This window comes from Nitrospirota bacterium (assembly GCA_030645475.1).
In the GTDB taxonomy this organism is placed as follows: domain Bacteria; phylum Nitrospirota; class Nitrospiria; order Nitrospirales; family Nitrospiraceae; genus Palsa-1315.
Genome location: JAUSMA010000041.1, coordinates 1 through 17,620, shown reverse-complemented (window position 1 = coordinate 17,620; position 17,620 = coordinate 1). Strand labels below are relative to the sequence as shown.

General features: G+C 57.5%; 14 protein-coding genes. 8 read left to right on the top strand and 6 right to left on the bottom strand.

Features of this window, described 5'->3' with window-relative positions:
- The first annotated feature begins 77 nt into the window (after positions 1–77).
- On the top strand, positions 78–272 hold the full coding sequence (locus tag Q7U76_08770) for a DUF3565 domain-containing protein (GenBank protein MDO8356466.1): 195 nt from the start codon (positions 78–80) through the stop codon (positions 270–272).
- Position 273: 1 nt separating this feature from the next.
- Here the strand turns inward: Q7U76_08770 and Q7U76_08765 are convergent, their stop codons facing one another.
- From Q7U76_08765 to Q7U76_08755, 3 genes are all read right to left on the bottom strand, one after another.
- Positions 274–1,335: a dipeptide epimerase gene (locus tag Q7U76_08765; protein ID MDO8356465.1), complete on the bottom strand. Its 1,062-nt coding sequence runs from the start codon at positions 1,333–1,335 to the stop codon at positions 274–276.
- A gap of 68 nt (positions 1,336–1,403) precedes the next feature.
- Complete coding sequence (locus Q7U76_08760; GenBank protein ID MDO8356464.1) at positions 1,404–2,990, bottom strand: tetratricopeptide repeat protein; 1,587 nt, start codon at positions 2,988–2,990, stop codon at positions 1,404–1,406.
- 66 nt (positions 2,991–3,056) lie between these two features.
- Positions 3,057–6,500: a glycosyl hydrolase family 8 gene (locus Q7U76_08755; protein MDO8356463.1), complete on the bottom strand. Its 3,444-nt coding sequence runs from the start codon at positions 6,498–6,500 to the stop codon at positions 3,057–3,059.
- 208 nt (positions 6,501–6,708) lie between these two features.
- Between Q7U76_08755 and Q7U76_08750 the strand changes: the two genes are divergently transcribed.
- The 3 genes from Q7U76_08750 (at position 6,709) to Q7U76_08740 (ending at position 10,156) form a co-directional block, all read left to right on the top strand.
- A complete protein-coding gene (locus tag Q7U76_08750) occupies positions 6,709–9,498 on the top strand; it encodes a YdbH domain-containing protein (GenBank protein MDO8356462.1) in 2,790 nt (929 codons plus the stop codon).
- A gap of 17 nt (positions 9,499–9,515) precedes the next feature.
- Positions 9,516–9,725, top strand: coding sequence for a YnbE family lipoprotein (locus Q7U76_08745; protein ID MDO8356461.1), 210 nt, complete (start codon positions 9,516–9,518; stop codon positions 9,723–9,725).
- Between the two features lie 95 nt (positions 9,726–9,820).
- Positions 9,821–10,156, top strand: coding sequence for a YdbL family protein (locus Q7U76_08740; GenBank protein ID MDO8356460.1), 336 nt, complete (start codon positions 9,821–9,823; stop codon positions 10,154–10,156).
- 5 nt (positions 10,157–10,161) lie between these two features.
- Here the strand turns inward: Q7U76_08740 and Q7U76_08735 are convergent, their stop codons facing one another.
- Positions 10,162–10,806 (bottom strand): sulfite oxidase-like oxidoreductase, encoded by a 645-nt coding sequence (locus tag Q7U76_08735; protein ID MDO8356459.1) that lies wholly within the window; start codon positions 10,804–10,806, stop codon positions 10,162–10,164.
- A gap of 354 nt (positions 10,807–11,160) precedes the next feature.
- Entirely contained in the window at positions 11,161–11,529 is a 369-nt protein-coding gene (locus tag Q7U76_08730) for a hypothetical protein (GenBank protein MDO8356458.1), read from the bottom strand.
- Between the two features lie 545 nt (positions 11,530–12,074).
- On the opposite strand from Q7U76_08730, the gene Q7U76_08725 reads away from it, so the two are divergent.
- The 3 genes from Q7U76_08725 to Q7U76_08715 all read left to right on the top strand — a co-directional run bounded on the left by Q7U76_08725 (position 12,075) and on the right by Q7U76_08715 (position 15,275).
- A complete protein-coding gene (locus Q7U76_08725; GenBank protein ID MDO8356457.1) occupies positions 12,075–12,812 on the top strand; it encodes a TVP38/TMEM64 family protein in 738 nt (245 codons plus the stop codon).
- Positions 12,813–12,849: 37 nt separating this feature from the next.
- Positions 12,850–14,406, top strand: coding sequence for a mercuric reductase (locus Q7U76_08720; GenBank protein ID MDO8356456.1), 1,557 nt, complete (start codon positions 12,850–12,852; stop codon positions 14,404–14,406).
- 116 nt (positions 14,407–14,522) lie between these two features.
- The gene (locus tag Q7U76_08715; protein ID MDO8356455.1) at positions 14,523–15,275 is read left to right on the top strand and encodes a DUF3047 domain-containing protein; all 753 of its coding nucleotides are present in this window, start codon (positions 14,523–14,525) and stop codon (positions 15,273–15,275) included.
- 99 nt (positions 15,276–15,374) lie between these two features.
- Here the strand turns inward: Q7U76_08715 and Q7U76_08710 are convergent, their stop codons facing one another.
- The gene (locus tag Q7U76_08710) at positions 15,375–15,776 is read right to left on the bottom strand and encodes a hypothetical protein (protein ID MDO8356454.1); all 402 of its coding nucleotides are present in this window, start codon (positions 15,774–15,776) and stop codon (positions 15,375–15,377) included.
- Positions 15,777–16,771: 995 nt separating this feature from the next.
- Between Q7U76_08710 and Q7U76_08705 the strand changes: the two genes are divergently transcribed.
- The coding region (locus Q7U76_08705; protein ID MDO8356453.1) for a beta-propeller fold lactonase family protein at positions 16,772–17,620 on the top strand (849 nt) is incomplete at its 3' end.

Genomic DNA, 17,620 nt, shown 5'->3' with positions numbered 1-17,620 from the left:
TAGCATGCGGTCACTCGAAGGCACGAGCGTCGCATGACTCTGAGAGCCGATGGAAATAGTAGAAGGGTGGTTTGTGCATGCAGCAACCTATCGTGGGCTATCATCTGGACGAATATAGCGATTGGGTGGCCGATCTTCAATGTGGCCATGGGCAACATGTGCGTCATCAGCCGCCGATGACGAATCGGCCCTGGGTCCTCACCGAGGAGGGCCGGAGCCAGCATCTTGGCGAAATATTAAACTGTAAGAAGTGCGACGAAGCGACCGCGTAATCTATTCGATGGTCGTGGTGTTCTGGGACGGTTCTGCTGTCATGTCGAGGCCGGACCGTGACCAGGGTTGCAGGTGTGGCCCCTCATATCGGTAGCCGCTTGTGACGGGATCGTTGGCCAGTAGCAGCGGGGTGTCGAGGTCGAGCACCTCAAAGCCGCCGAGGCCCAGGACCAGGCTGAACGAACAGCCCATCGCTATACGTGTTTCGACCATCCCGCCGATCATTAGTTTGAGGCCGGACGCTTTGGTGAAGGAGGCAATCTCCAGGGCTTCGACAACGCCGGTCTTCATGATCTTGATATTGATGTAGTCCGCCGCGCCTTGGGCGACGACCTCTTGCGCGTCCGCGAGCGAGCGGACCGATTCATCTGCCGCGACGGGAATGCCGGTCTCTCGACGGATCGCCGCCATACTGTCGAGGTCATCCCGTACCACCGGTTGTTCAAGTAGCACCATTGCCCCACCGAATGTCTTGACTCCTCGTGCAAAGGTCAGACAATCCTGCCGCGAGAATCCCTGGTTGCCGTCGCCAATGAACGAAATGCCAGGGAGCGCGCGGTGCACGGCTGCGAGCCGTCGAATGTCCTCATCGACATCCTTGCCGACCTTCATTTTGAAGAGACGAAATCCCTTCTCGTGCCAGCCGCGCGCGAGGGCGACGGTCTTGTCGAGGTCGGCGATAGGAATGGTGATGTCGGTCTCTCGCGCTCTCATATCCGCGCCACCCCAGAGCTGCCACATCGGGATGTGTGATGCGCGGCAGTAGGCATCGATCACAGCAGTTTCAATCCCACAGCGGGCGGCGGGATGAGCGGGCGCCTGTTCAGATAGATCCTGCCCGATCTGTTTGTAGTCGGAGGCTGAGCGGCCCAGAATGGCCGTGCTGAGTTGGCGCAGGGTCGTCAGGCAGCTCTCGCGGGTTTCTCCCCCGACTTCCGGAAACGGCGCCGCTTCCGCATAGCCCTGTGCGCCATTGGCCAATGTGACTCGCAGGAACACATTCTCGGCCACGGTTCGTGCGCCGGTGGCGACGACGAAGGGGTCGGTGATGGGCACATCCACCGACCAGAATTCTATCGTGCGTATGGCGATTGCCAGGTTGTTCATTGAAAAAAGGCTCTGCTGCTCCGTTAGTTGAAGGCATAGACCAAGAGGCCGTTGAATTGGATGCGCGTATAGATATTGGCAATCTGGGTGTAGTCGGCCATCAGTTTCAGCAGCCAAACTTTCGAGAGGTGATTGGTGTAGGAGGCATGGGCATCGCCTCCTACACGAAAGGCCGACGATTGCGTCGATTCGTCGATGTATTGGATCGCCGGGCCTGCGGCAAACGTGAATTCATCCTTGTTCTCCATCGTGTAGATGGCCGCCAGCCGTGGAATTTGATTCACGAACACTTGGGGACTGAAGTATCCGCCCGGCAAGGGCTCTCTCGCGCTGGGGACAAATCCGCTCTGATTTTCTCCATAGTGAGTCAGGTAGAAGAGATACTCAGCCGATAGGTCCCAATGGTCCGTTTTCCACAGAGGCAGCGAGGTCTTGAGATCGAGCCCAACCTGATCGTTCGAACTCAAGCGCTCAGACGTTACCCACCCGGCGAAGGGCGTCACGTCCACGCGAACCGATCCCGCATCGAATGAGACCGTGCTGTAGAACAGGGTCGAGCGAGCGAGGCCCAAGAGTTGGCCTGAGCTGCGGGAGCCGGCGAGCGAGGAGAACGAGTCATATTTGAATTCGCGCTTCACGCCCGGGCGGATCGAGAAGGACTGCCCTTCATGTGCATATTCGAATTTGTACGCGAGCCCGTCGCCCCGGGGGGCTCCGTGGTATTCCAGAATCGCGTCGACACGATTCGACGGATTGAACCGAACTTGATTGGCCAATGAGACGTAGCTGCCTGCTAGCTGTTCCTTGGAACTCCAGAAGTTTTCGGCGCCGACTTCGAGGATCGTGGTGGTAAACGGCGTCAAATCGACTTTGCCGCGCGATCCGATCCGGAAGCCATAGAGTTCGAACGGCTTCTCCGGTTGGGCGAGGACACCGACGACACCTTCGATCGTCGGTTCGCGTCCCTTGAGCATGTCCTGGCGCAGACTGGTCAGATCGCCCGGTTCCCGTCTTGCAGACTGCCGTGCCAGATTCGCGTGGTAGAGGGCCAGATCGTTATTCCCCAGCCAGGCATAAGCCTTTGCCAGTCCCCGATGGGCTTCGGGATTACGGGGCTGTCGGTCGAGGACGGTGCCGTATTGGGCGATGGCGTCCTGGCTGGTTTCTTTATGCTGCGCCAGGTGTGCCGCGTATTTGAGGCGCATGGTCGTATCGTCTTTACGCTTCAGACCCATGCGGAAGTACTTCAACATGTCTTTTTCACGGTAGGCATAGCGAGACCATTCCAGGGCCTGTGCCTGGTCAAAGGCAATCTCCGGGTCGTCGTCGTATTTCGCGAGGTAGCGGTCGAATGTCTCGATCGCCTTATCCTTGAGACCCTGTTTTTCATAGGCGAGGCCGAGATTGCGCATGGCTTCACGGTGGTTGGGATCGCGCTCCACCACCTTCTCGTAGGCTTCGATGGCCGCTTTATAGTTTTCAATGTCCATGTTGGCCCGTCCTCGCGAGAGATACCATGCTTCCGTAAAGTCTTCCGCGAGCGAGAGTGTGCCGAGTCCGGTCACCATCAATAACGTGAAACTGATTATGGCAAGGGAGCGTGATCGCATAAAATTAGTCGGTGCCTTTCCTGTCGTGTAGTTTCTGGCGCAATACGCCAAATGTGTGTTGAATGTTTAGGGGATTGCTTGGAGGCCCACTCTCGGTATCAGCCTCCATCGCCTCGTGCGATAGATAGGGCGATAGGCCGTCAGTTGTCCGCCTGCGCCCCGTACCAACCACGGCGTGGTGAGTGGAGTTTGGTTGGCGAAGATCAACAGACTGAGCCCGCTTGCCGATCGATCTCTCACGATTGCACGATGCCGTTTCTCTCCGATCTGAACCTCGGTGACGCCGACATTCCATTGTCGGGGAGTCTGTCGCCGCCTGAGTCTCAATGGTCTGAAGTGCTTCAGTAGACCGATGAGCAAGTGACCTGCCATCAAGACACTGCTGCGCAGGCGGTCCCTTTGCGCATGTTCCCATGTCGTGGGGTCGCTATAGAGGTTCAGCAGCAAGAGTCGACGATGTTCTTCTGAGAGGTTGAGAAATGCCAGCCCGCATTTGGCGCCAGGCCCTGACAGTCGGTCATGATAGACCAATCGGACCTGGCAGGTGAAGGGGATTCTGCCGTGCAAGCTCATGTCCATGGTCAGAGGTAGTGGACCGGGCGATGCCCCGAACCATGATACCCCGGTCAGACTCACGTCGTGTGTCGTGCCAGTGATGCACAGATCGCCGGCTCGCAGTTCGAACGGGATCGGCTTGATGATGCGTTCTTCTGCTCGCGTTTGAGGTTTCTCCCAAGCCATCAGCAGTCCTACGATCAGGGTCAGCAGATTGAAGGAGGCCCAGCTGAGATTGAAGAAATAGGCGTCCTTTTCGATGCCGAAATACCAGAACTCCCAGAGGCCTTTTGCAATTGCGGCGAGCGTGATGAGGGTGGCAATGGCTAGGCTGGCAGAGGATCGCCAGTCGAATGACCGTTGCTCCGAAAGCAAGCCCTTGGGAGTGACTTTGAACCCCAAGTTCTTCGGGAGCAGCAGATCGAACATCGACCGGAACAGCGGGAAACTGACTGGTCCTTCGTAGAGGGATGACCACATGAGCCTGGGCCATCCAGGCAGCAATCTGGAGGAAATCATCGGGAGGACGATCATGAATGGCAACAGGTAGGCCACCAGAATCGAGACATCGGCAAAAATCGGGTGCAGGTGAAACATGAGGAAGTAGAGGGGGGTGATCCAAAATATCACCCGCGCGATCGGGAAGAAGAAGTAGTAGAGCGAGGCGAAGTAGCCGAGCCGGTGCCGGAGCGACAGCCCCCGGCAGAGGAGTGGATTGTCTTTGAAGAAAATCTGGAGACAGCCCAACATCCAGCGCCGTCGCTGGACAATATAGGACGCGAGGTTTTCCGCCGTCAGTCCGACTGCCAAGTTTTTATCGACGAAGACAGACTTCCATCCCCTGGTATGGAGGTGCTGGCTGGTATGAATGTCTTCGGTGATGCTCATCAAGTTAAATCCATTCAACTCGGCGATCGCCGACCGTCGAAAGACGGCCCCGCTGCCGACGAAGAACGCCCCGCCCCAGCCTTGGCGTCCGCCCTGGATCGCGTGATTGAACAGGTCCTGTTCGTTCGGAATACGCGAGCTCGCGCCGAGGGCCCGTTGAAAAATATCCTGGTTGTAGAAGTGGTGAGGCGTTTGCACAAAGCCGATGTCGGGGTCTGCGAAAAACGGGACGGTCTCTGTGAGAAAGGTTGTCACTGGAATATGGTCTGTGTCGAAGATCACGATAAGTTCGCCGTCCGTTTGCGTGAGGGCATGGTTCAGGTTGCCCGCCTTGGCATGTTGGCGAGGGCCTTTGATATAGGTTGCCCCGAACCGTTCAGCCAGTCGGCAGACCTCGTCTCTGTGGCTGTCGTCTAACACGTATATCCGTTTGTGAGCCTGCTCCATCGCGGAGGCTCCGATCAGGGTTTTCTCCAGAATCTCGCAGGACTCGGAGTAGATCGGAATAAAGACGTCGACTGAGGGAGCAAAGCCTTGGGCTGGCTCAAGGGGACGGACAGGCTGAGGTCTCCAGCCTACCCCTACCTGGATGAACAGCAGCAGAACGGTGGAGAAGGCATAGAGTTCGGCCGCCCACAGAGCGATGCTGATAAACGGGCCGCCGGATTCCATGAAGTTCAACGTGTGGAAGAGCCGCCAGTAGAGATAGCGGAGACAGAGGCTAAATCCGCAGATCAGGAAGGCGAGTTTGAGAACTGGATGCCACTTGGCGATCAGGTAGAGCATGACGGTGACGGCAAAGAGCTCCCAGGGAAAGTGCGCTGAAAACCCGACCACGTCGAACGGTCGCAAAAATCCCAAGAACTCGTCGTAGTGGCGGGCTTGCGACAGAGAGAGGGCCTGCCCGAACCACAGCCAGTTATGGAAGTAGTAGGGGAGCCGTTTCCCGGCGAGTGCGGCGGCTTCGAGTTGGGCGAGCTTCTTTTCGCTCAGCAGTCTGGCGAGGTCCTGCTGCTCCTGGAAGGCCAGGGCTTGGATGGTGGCATAGAGCGGAAGCCCTTCGTTCGACGATAGAGGCAAGCCCTTGAGGGAATAGTGGTCGACAAATTTCCCCTGGGCCTTCCATTCGCGCTGGAAGAATCCCAGCATTTTTTGCCGCAAGGGCCCTTCAGATCGTCCGAACCAGGCGGCATCGAGTGCCATTCGCCAATAGATCGGGAAGGCGTCATAGCTGAACGAGGATGAGGCCCCGGTCACGGGATGCAGGACGGTAAAGTGGCCTGTCTGCCGGTTCAGATAGATGAGTTCCGGAGGGACGGGCAGGGCTTCTTCATCATAGAGCCAATGCAGAATGGCATAGCTGGATGCGATCGCATGGGCCCATGGATGGTGCGCATCGACGGAGGCAAAGATTTCGTAGGCATAGGGGGCCAGGTAGGCGACGTGGATCGTCGGATAGGCCTCGTCGTGCGCCCAATTGCCGGCCGTCACATAGGCGCGCGAGCCGATCTGGATGACTTCCCGGTCCCAGATGGAATGGATGATGGCGAGCGCGTCTTGCTCGAACGCCGGATGGTCGAATCGCCGAGCGGCAAGGACAAGGGCGAGCGCGATGTCGGTGTCGGCATCCGTCGCTGAGTTCCGATCGAGCACGGTCCCTTTCCATTTCCAGGCAAAGAGCTTGTCGTCGCGGACTTGGAGATGTTGCTTCGTCCAAGCCCACACGGTATTGAACGTCGCGCGATCATTCGACCAGACGGCACGGAGCATGGCGTAGCCTTGCCCTTCCGACGTCGTGATGCCCTGTTCGTCCAAACTGACGACCCGGCCATGTTGTATGTAGGTCTGTTTGTAGAAACTCCAGAGCGCCGAGAGATCATCGAGTTGATGAATATATCGGTCGCTTGAACGCTCTTGCTGGCTCTGCTTGGCTGAAGCGAGGGGCGGAGATAGGCCTAGGATGAGTCCGCAGAGCACAAGGAGCATGGTCGGTGCGAGACGCTTCGCGAGTTGGCTCAGAGGGGCTCGGATGTTGAAGCGATGACGAACGAATGGGATGAGGCGCAAAGGGTGACTCGATGGATATGAACTGACAGATTGGTGCTAAGGCAAGATACCGGCGCTTGTGAAAGCCTGTCAACGGTGGCGTAGAAGGAACATGGTGGGACGAGGCGCCGGGGAGGGGACGCAGGGCCTTGGCATTGCCGCTCTTGACAGATCCGTCGTGATTATCTGACAACCGTCCACAGAAGGTTGATTGTCTGAACAGGAACCTATGCTGACGCATCGATATCAGATCGCGCTGCTCCTCGGGTTAGTTGCCCTGGTGAGTCTCTATCTGCTCCTGCCGTTGACGGCGTCGTATCTGTTGGCTCAGGGGCTTCGCCAGTATGGCTACAAACACGTCATCATCCAGCTGGGGTATCCCGGCTGGAGCGGGATGCACATTCCCGTTGTGTCGTTTCAACAGGATTTGGCCGGTGAAAGTGTCATGGTGTCGTTGACGAATGCGGAGATTCAGTATCGGGTGCCGCAGCTGATTCATGGGCATGTCGATCGAGTGTCTCTTCCCTATGTGGCCATCCAGATCCTGAATCTTCAGCCGTCTGAACTTGGCGAGGGGGGAGGAGCCGTTCAAGGTCGAGTGGAGAGTGAAGACTCGCCCTGGACCCTCTTGACCGCCGGCGATCTGTTGCGAGGCCTGCCCATTCTTCCCTTTGACGAACTCCACCTGGGCCGCGTGACTATTTTCCGTGAACAGGCGACGGGGCCTCTCCGTCGGGTGACGATTTCCGGTGTGGTGATGTATCGGGATGGCGAGCTGGGAGGGCATCTGTCGTTCCAAGGGCGCGATACAGCGACCTATGGACTCACGGTGACGGGGCAGTCGGCCAGCACCTGGTCTGCCACCTTGGTGTCTCAGCGGCCTCAGGCGGTGCCGATTGTGTCATGGCAGTCTCAGGCGCGCCCTGACGGCCAGAAGATTCAGGTCAATGGGCGGCTGGAGGTCAATGTCCGTGAGTTGGCGCCGTTTATCGCGTTGCTCGTCCCGATCGGTCCGGAGTTGGGGAAGGTGACGGGGCATGTCGCGGTACGCTGGGCAGGCACTGCGGCGGCTGATGCCTCATTGGCTTCGCTGCAGGAGGATTCCCGTACGCATATTGATGGACAAGTTCAAGTGCATATGACGCTGCCCGCGTTGAAGGAGGTTGCAAAAGATATTACGGTCGCCTATGAGGGCACTTTCGCGGGGAATGCGACGGAGGTGGGATGGACCCTGGCTCCCGGGGTGCTGTTGACGGCCACGGTGAATGCGCAACCCCGTATCATTCCGGAAGTGGTCAGGATGATTCTCCCGCGCGGGGATCAGCCGGTACGGATTGAAAACACGAAGCCGGTGCAGGGGAAGCTGTATTGGGCGAACAGACCGTTGCGCATGCTTGCTGAGGGGCCACTGCACGTAACCTATGGTCTGGCATCGGGTCCGTTGGTGGCCGAGTTTGAAACGAGTCGGGCTGAGGGGGTGGGTGGCGAGCTGGTGTTGGCGGAAGGGACCTATCGAGTCGAGGGCGTGCTTCCGAAGGCGGTGAGGGAGCTTCTCTCGGCGAGGGAGGCGATGGGAGGGTTCCGGGGAACGGTGACGCTGGCTCGAACGCACGTCAAGGGTATCCTCTTGCCCTCGTCTTCCGTCACGGCCAAGCAGATCGAGCAGGGGGCGGCGGTCGTCTCGAGCGTCACATTACAACTGGCCGAGGCCTTGACCGTGCAGTGCGATCTGGCTGCCAGTCATTGCAGCGCCGGGCCTGCCACTGTAGCTGTTCGAGTCCCGGCCATGCGTGTGATGGGCCGGCCGGTTCGCTTGTCTCAGGGTATATTGCGGGTGCAGCAAGCCGAGACGAACGGGGCATCCTGGAATGCGCAGGGCACACTCCAGGCGGATGGAGTGGCGATGGACGTGGCTCCGTGGGGGATGCCGACGACGGATTGGACAGTCAGGTTTGTGGCCAATCAAGCCGGAGTCAAGGCCGAGCTTCGTGTCGACGCGCCCTTCCGTGAGGCGATTATTACGGCCAAGTTTGAGCAGCCCTTGAGTGCGGTGTCGGGAATGTTGCATGGCATGATCGGGCCGATTGTTTTTGATGGCGCTGAACGGCGGCTGAGCAAGATGCTCCTGGGATTGCCGCTGTCTACGGATATCACGGAGGGTCAACTCACGGCGACCGTCGATGCGTCGTGGTCCGGCGGCCCTGGGGATTCGGCGCAGGGGTTCCATCTGACGTCCGGGACGGCGAAGATCGTGGCAGATAAGCTGTCCGGTCATTATCGGGACTATCGCGTAAAAGAGATGAGTACGACGATGGCGCTGCGTACTGATGAGTTGATGTCGATTGCGACGGTGCAATCAGTGCCGGTGACGATCACGTCGCTGCAGACGGGTATCGAGGTGACGAATCTGGCGACGATGTTCCAGGCACGATGGAAGTTGCCGAATGGGCTGCCGGTTATTGACGTGAAGGATTTCCATTGTGAAGTATTGGGGGGAACGGTCACGAGCCCTGGATTGCTGATCGATCTGGCCAAGCCGCATTATCAGACGACCTTTTCGATACGCAGTCTTGACCTGGCCAAGATTCTCAGTGTGGAACAGCAGAGGGGACTCCTGGGCTCAGGAACGCTGAACGGGACGCTGCCTATTACGATCACTCCCGATGGTGTGGCTATCGAAGATGGGGTGGTTGAGGCGCAGCCTCCAGGCGGGGTGATACGGTATGTGTCGACTTCGGAGTCGACGAAAATCATCTCGGAGTCCGATAGCCCGCTATCCCTGGTCTCGCAAGCGCTCAACAACTTTCACTACACGCTGCTGCGGGTTGGTGTAGAGTATGCGGACGACGGGACGCTGGATTTGAGCGCGCAACTGGAGGGCCGGAATCCTGACTTGAAGAAGACCCCTCCTATCCATTTCAATGTGACTGTGCAGGAACATATTCCAACCCTGCTGAAAAGTCTTCGCCTGGTTCAGGACATTCAAGACGGCGTACAAAGGAAATTTAAACAGCCATGAATCCTATGAGGATGACCATGTGGAGCAGGACCCTGTTGGCAGGTATCGTCGGTGCGATCCTTGGTGGGGCATTGGTCGGTTTGGATGCTTGTACGCCACGTATTGAAGTGGCGCCGTCCGATAAGCCGATTACGATCAACTTGAACGTGAAGATCGACCATGAGGTTCGCGTGAAAGTGGACAAAGAATTGGATCAAGTGTTGTCCGACAAGAGCGGTCTGTTTTAGCATCCTGTAAGGTAGTGTTCTGTTTTCCAAGACGTGATAGCTCATGAAAATTTGCCAGGGTTTCTCAGGTACCTGTTAGGCGGAGGAGAATCGCGATGACAATATGGAGACGAGTGATCACGGTCGGCACAGTGTTGTGGTGTCTTGTGGCAGTGCAGCCGTTGTTGGCCTTTACGCTTGAAGAGGCGAAGTCGAAGGGCCTGGTCGGAGAAAAATCAAATGGATACTTGGGCCTTGTTTCGCCTGGCAGTGGAGAGGCCCAAGCCCTTGCGAACGAGGTGAACCAGAAACGGCGCCAAGCCTATGAGGAGATCGCTCGCCGCAATGGAACCAGCTTGAATGCAGTGGAAACGCTGGCAGGGGAGAAGGCCGTGGCGAATACCAAGCCCGGTAATTTCGTCGAAGGCTCCGGAGGCTGGGTCAAGAAATAGCGAACTCACCCGTAACGGTCGTTCTTCCAGGGGAAGCCGGTGTTCGAATAGCCGCGGACTTCCCAGAATCCCTTCTCATCCTTCTCTGAAAACGTAATTTCCTTCACCCACTTGGCTCCCTTCCAGGCATAACGTTTCGGTACGATGACTCGTACCGGTCCGCCATGTTCTTTGGTGAGGGGCCTGCCGTTCCAGGTGTAGGTCAAGAGCACGTCCCGATCGTCGCAGGCTTCAAGCGGGAGATTGGTTGTGTAGTCATCGAAGGATTTAAAGAGCACGAACTTCGCCGAGGGCAGTGGCTGCACCACGGATAGAATGTGTTTGAAGCTGACGCCTTCCCACTCGTTGTCGAATCGGCTCCAACTGGTCACGCAGTGAAAATCGGAGGTGTTTTTCAATTGGGGCTGAGCGAGAAACTCTTCCCAGGTCCAGGTGATGGGATTGGCGACAGATCCCCCGATCATGAGCGTCCATTCCGAGCGAGGAATTTCTGGTTTGAAACCCAAGTCGAGGACCGGGAAGGTTTCGACGAGGTGCTGTCCAGGCGGCAAACGATCATCACCTTCGTAGAAGACTTCACGCTCTTCTCCTCCACGTCGGGCCTTGGCCCATTGCTCTTTCTTCTCGGTCAGTCGGTTGGGATCGTCCATGGCGGCCTCCTCACGAGAGAGTACGGGAGCCGGGGTCTTTCTGACAACTAGATAGTGAGTCGGCTCGCAAGGCCCATTCTGACAGGAGTGGGAATTCTCTTCGAGAATCAGCGGTCTATGGGGCATCATGGAGCTGGTAGACGTGAAAGACTTTTGACGAACTTAGTTGGGGGCGCGATGTCGTTACATCCATATCCATGCAGGTTTCTCCTGGTCGTCGTCCTTGCGACCCTGGGTGGGTTCAGCGACTGGGAGCCGCTCCTATGGGCCGCTTCTCCCAACTCGAAGCCGAGAGCTCAGTCCCTTGGTCTGGATCGCAAGGGTTCGCCAGTGCCATCCAAGGAGAGCGCCAAATCACCGGCCAAGTCGGAGCCGAATAGAACTTTGGCCGCAGGGCTTCAGAAACCGCCTGTAGATCGAGCTCATCGGAAGATCTCTCGCCATCGGAAGACCGGGAAAAAGTGGCGCCCCCCAGCTATCGTTCAGCCGAAGCCGGATCTCTCCTATCATGGCATGTTCGAGCAGCCGCAACGTTATGACCCCAGCCGGGATCGCCAGACAGGGCGAGCGCCAAATCCCCAGGTTGGTGAGCTTCAGCAAGAGCATTTCCAGGAACTCGATAAAAATCATGACGGCATGATCGATCCGTTCGAGCGTGCCTTCGGCCGCCTCGACATGGATCGTGATGTGAGCAACCACCAGTGGGAATAGCTCTTCTGGCATACAAGCTCTCCCTACAGATTCCCGCTGACTCGACCGACAAGTGAGGTAGCGGCTATCAGGGGGAAAGGATCTTCGTATGCGCGCAGGCTTGCTCTTTATACTCTTGTTGGGGTTTGGGTGCGCTGGTCCGGACGTCTCACGTCCCCACGTCAATGCCGAGTCTTCCGGGAATACTTGCCGTCCAGGCCAGCCCTCGATGGAGGGAGGGCGCGCAGCAGAAGGACGATGTCCTTCCCCATCAGCAGGTTGGACCCGCGTCGGTGAGGTGCTGAGCGGCGCTGCCATAGCCGTGCGGATGCCAAGGCCGTAAGAGGTCAGTCTCCGTTCATGCATCCTGCTTCTCTCTCCATCCGCCGGGCTGGTTAGTAGGGAACCATCGACACCCCCGCAGATCCACCTCACCTTCCTAGCGTAGGTCCAATGCCTACCACTCGATGTGGCTGAGCCCGCTCATGCCTATTTGGTCTTGGTCGATGTAATAAAGTCCCGCGGGCCACGACCAACTTTCGCAGGAGACGACATTGACAGCCATGAGAGGAGCCCCCATGATACAGCCCGAGGTTACGATGCCAACGCCAGTATCTGAGACAGCCGTGCCGACTGGGTCGAGTGCCGGGAAAATTGTTATTGCCGTGGTGATTGCAGTGGCCATCGGTGCGTTTTTTTACTTTGACCTCGGGCAGTTCTTATCGCTGACGGCTCTCAAAGAGCATCGCGATACATTGCTGTCCTTCACCGAGGCGAATTATGCCTCTTCGGCAGGGCTATTTATCCTTGCCTATATCGTGGTGACGGGCTTGTCGTTGCCTGGCGCGGTGATTCTTACCTTGGCCGGAGGGTTCTTATTCGGAAGCCTGTTCGGCACGCTGTTCGTGAATCTGGGGGCGACGACCGGAGCAACCCTGGCCTTCCTGACGGCCCGCTACCTGCTGCGCGATTGGGTCGAGCAGAAGTTCGGGAAGTGGCTGGGACCTGTTCAGCAGGGATTTACGAATAACGCCTTCAGCTACCTGATGACCCTGCGGCTCATTCCCTTGTTTCCCTTCTTTGTCGTGAACCTGGTCTCAGGCCTCACACGCATGAATGTCAGGACCTATGTTGCGGCGACGGCATTGGGCATCATCCCCGGTTCGTTCGTCTATGCTTACGCCGGGCGGCAATTGGGGACGATCAATTCACTCAAGGAAATTGCTTCGCCGAATGTGATCGGGGCGTTTGTCTTGCTGGGCCTTCTGGCCCTTGTTCCGTCGGTCTATAACAAGCTCAAGGGCGGGCAGTCATGATGCCATATGCCGTCTTCCTCCAGAGAGGATCAGTGCGATGAATTTGCACGGAGAGCATCTCGTCCTACCGAACGACGAGCACAATCAGGCGCTTGTGGCCAATGTCCATCCTTCCAATTGGGTCAATCCTGAGCCGACGGGCCGCTACAACATCGTCGTGATCGGCGCCGGCACGGCTGGGCTGATTACTGCCGTGATCGCCGCGAGTCTAGGGGCCAAGGTCGCGTTGATCGAGCGGCATCTCATGGGCGGCGATTGCCTGAACGTCGGCTGCGTGCCGTCGAAAGGGGTGATCCGTGCGGCTCGCGCCTGGGCCGATTTGAGGCAGGCGACTGCGTTTGGTCTCCATATTCCGGCTGGCGTGAAGTACGACTTCGGCGCCGTGATGGCGCGCATGAGAAAGCTACGCGCGAGGATCAGCCACAACGATTCAGTCCACCGCTATGCCAAGCTCGGCGTGGACGTCTATATTGGCAGCGGCTGCTTCACAGGGGACACGACAATCCAGGTCGAAGGGCCGGCGGGCAATCGAATCCTCACCTTTGCGAAGGCGGCGATTTGCACCGGTGCGCGGGCGGCGACGCCTCCGATCCAGGGGCTGAAAGAGGCAGGTTGTCTCACCAATGAAACGGTGTTCTCGCTCACGGAACTGCCCCGGCGCATCGGCGTGATCGGGGCTGGGCCGATTGGGTGCGAATTGGCCCAGTCGTTTGCGCGGTTCGGTAGCCAGGTGTATTTGATCGAAGCGCAGCACGGCATTATGCCGAACGAAGACCGAGACGCAGCTGAGGTTGTGAAACAGCAGATGCTGCGCGACGGCGTGAAGCTGCTCTGTTGCGGAAAAGATCTCACGATCAGCAAAACGGACGGCGGTAAGCGACTCACCGTCGATTCTCACGGCCAGCAATACGATATCACGGTCGACGAGATTCTGGTCGGCGTCGGTCGGACGCCCAACGTAGAGGGATTGGGTCTGGAAGCGGTCGGCGTCGAGTACGACAAGAACGGGGTGAAGGTGAATGGCCGGCTACAGACCACGAACTCCCGCATCTTTGCGGCGGGCGACATCTGTTCCCGCTACAAGTTTACTCATGCCGCCGATGCAATGGCGCAGATCGTCATCCAGAATGCCCTGTTCCCGCACCCCTTGGGTCTGGGCTATGCGAGCGTCGAATCCTTGATCATGCCCTGGTGTACCTTCACGGAGCCGGAAGTGGCGCATGTTGGGCTGTACGAAAAGGATGCGAAGGAAAAAGGCATTGAGGTCGAAACCTACACGTATAAACTCGACGAAGTCGATCGTGCGATTTTGGACGGAGAAGACGAAGGCTTCGCGAGGATTCACATCCTGAAAGGTACGGACAAGATTGTCGGCGCGACCATCGTTGCGGCACATGCAGGCGAGATGATCAACGAGTTTTCCGTGCTGATGAAAGCCGGGCTAGGAGCCAAGGTCATTGCCGGGACGATCCATCCCTATCCGACGCAAGCCGAGGTGAATAAGAAAGTCGTGAATCTGTGGCGGAAGGCGCATTTCACTCAGGGGACCAAAAATCTTCTTCTGAAGCTCTTCGCCTGGATGAGGAGGGGGTGAGAGAGGGGAGGCTCTCCCGCTCCTCGCGCAACGCGCGGCCTGAAAAGGCCCTCGTTGGACGCGCGCACGTAAGGAGAGACTCCCCTTCCTCATTGCGGAGATGGACGGAGAGAATTGTGTGGAAATTCGTGCTCATTGCGATAGGGCTACTTATTGCGCCTACAGTTGCACGGGCGGAATCTCCATTCATGATCGAGGTGGCGAAGTTTTCGAGCGGGACGATTGGGCAGGCGATGCCCGAGGGGTGGAAGCCGCTCACCTTTAAGAAGATTCCAAAACATACCTTGTACGAAGTCGTGAAGGATGGGGGAGAGGTGGTGGTCAAGGCTGTCAGTCAGTTCTCTGCCTCGGGTCTGACCAAAGAGGTGAGGATCGATCCTAAAGAATTTCCGGTCGTTCGGTGGCGGTGGAAGATTGACCATGTGCTCAACGGTAGCGATGTGGCCCTCAAGTCGGGCGACGACTTTCCTGCCCGGCTCTATGTCACCTTCGAATACAACCCGGAGAAGGTCGGTTTTGGGAAGAAGCTGAAGTACAAGGCCGGACGTGCGATTTTTGGCGACATTCCTATCGGGGCGCTCAACTATATCTGGGAAACCAAGACCCCGGTTGGGACCATCGTCGAGAATGCCTATACGGACTTCGCGCAGATGATCGTTGTCGAAAGTGGGCCTCAGAAGGTTGGGATGTGGGTCGTTGAGGAACGGAATATCTACGAGGATTACAAGAGAGCCTTCGGGGAAGAGCCGCCGATGATCAATGGCGTGGCAATCATGACGGATACGGACAATACCAAGGAACAGGCGACGGCTTACTACGGCGATATTGTCTTTCAACGATCGGTGACGGTATCGATTCGAGAGCCGTGATCTGTGTGGTGCCTCATGGTGAACGGGCTGGCCTGTTCAGGGCCAGCCCGTTCATGGACACCGCCGCGCGTGAGGTGGGTGCGCGGATTCGAAATAGGCTTACTGAATAGAGTTCGCGAAGCCGCCTCGCGTAATTTCCGCGCGGACGGTATCCCCGACCTTCTTCTGCTTGATGTGCTTCGTGCCTTGCCCGACGCGCAGACTGACTTGGTTGCCTTCGTAGTCTTCAACCGTATAGATGTCGCCGTCGACATTCTTCACCGTCCCACCGACGGTCTTCCAGGCCGGGCCTGGCTTGGAGTCGTGGTGGCCGGCCTTGGGGGCTTCGCCCTGCTCGGGGACATGGCTGACGGCTTCAGCCGCCGCCTTGGCAGACGAGTGGCTGGTTTGGCTGGACTTCTTGTTTTTCGAGTCCTTGGCCAACGCCGGGGTGATCGCCAATGCCACAATAGCCAGGGTGCTCACGAGGACCGTAAGTGTCTGCTTGTTTACCTTCTTCATGCCAAAACCTCCTTGCAACGTGAGAGTTGTCTTCAACCTAGAACCCCTCAGCAAGGCATATGCCGAAGTGGACGGTCGGATTGCTCAAAGGAATTCAGCAGGTTATGAGAGCTGTTGGGGGAAGTGCCTCGAATTGCCAGTAAATATAGGAAAAAAAACGGCATGAACCTGTCCAAATATGACCCTATCTGCCGATGTGAGGATAGGTGATGGCAGGGCCATTGACGGTGTTGAGCTATGTGCGCAAGCCATTCAGAAACCTCGTGGCAAGCCGACCGGGCTTGGCCACGTTCCAGGTCAACCTGCGATGCAGCCTGCGGCTATTGTGACCTGCCGCTCAATGTTGGCCGATGCGAGATGTCGTGCGAGGAAATACAGCGGGTCTTTTTTGGTCTCTATCGCGACGCGAAATTCTTGAGGGGTTTGACCGGGAGCCCATCATAATCAGTTCCGATCACTCATCGTGCAATGAGTTTATATGCCAATTCTCCTGTGACGACTGGCGGCTGAAGCTGATCTCGTTCCTGGTCAATTTCCGTTGTAACTGCAGCGGGAGCATTTACGGCGACTAAGCTCTCTTCGTTCGTTGTGCTTTGCTCTAACCGCTTGCTGGATTTCCCTCCTAGCTGATTTTTGCAGATGTCGCCTTTTGCGAAAGCCTGCTCCCCGCCACCAGTCCGCTTCTTCTTTCTCCCCTGGTAGTCACAGCCGCCCGCAAGTTTTTGAAAATGAGCATCTGGGAAGCTTTCTTCGTGTGTTGCTCATCATTCCCCACGTCGGATTCTGTCTGTCGGCCCTGCAGGGTGCATTCTCTCAGGATATCCGTTAAGGATGTTCATTTCTGCCCCAATCAGGCCCCCCCATAATAGGGGTTTCGAAATACGGGTGAATCCGGCAAAATGCCCCCCACTTGTCGTGGCAAATATAAAACTATGATGATCTGAAGTCTGAACCGTGACCTATTTCCTGGTAAGTACTTTCGAAAGGATATCTCCATGAACGCCACCGGCACTCTTCCCATGACTCAGCTTCCTAGCGCTCGTGGGCGATCCTTGCGTAGCGTGGCCTCGTCGCTGGGGCTTATGGCGCTAAGCATCGTTAGTCTTACTGTGGCAGGTTGTGGAAGCGGGGGTGACGGTGGGTCATCCGCCCCTGTGGCATCGGTCACAACGGGAGGGAGTCTTGGGTCTGGCACGCCAACTGGCACCGAAGCGCCGCGGTTCGCGTATGTGACGAACACGGATGAGAACACGATCTCAATGTATGCGGTGAATGCGACCACGGGCCAGTTGCGCTCGCTGGGTTATATGATCTCCGGGCTCTTTCCTTTTTCCATCACGGTGGACCCGAGCGGGCGGTTTGCCTATGTGGCGAATCAGAGCGACAGCCTCTCGACGTTTGCCATTAACAACACGACGGGGGCATTGACGGCGGTCGGCACCATTTCGGCCGGGCCGCTGCCCATGTCGGTCACGGTGGATCCGAGCGGGCGGTTCGCCTATGTGGCGAATCGTCTATCTCATAGTGTGTCGGCCTATGCGGTCAACAGCACGACGGGAGCGTTGACGGCGGTGGGCGCGTCGGTGCCAGCCGGGACGGCGCCCATGGTAGTGACGGTGGACCCGAGCGGGCACTTTGTCTATGCGGTGAATCTCTATTCCGACAACGTGTCGGCCTATACGATCAACAGCACGACGGGGGCCTTAACGCCGGTGGTGGGCAGTCCGTTTGCCGCCGGAGCCAGCCCACGGGCTATTGTGGTGGATCCGACAGGGCAACGGGCCTATGTGGCGAATCGCGACTCCAGCAATATCTCGGTGTTCACGATCAATACGACGACGGGC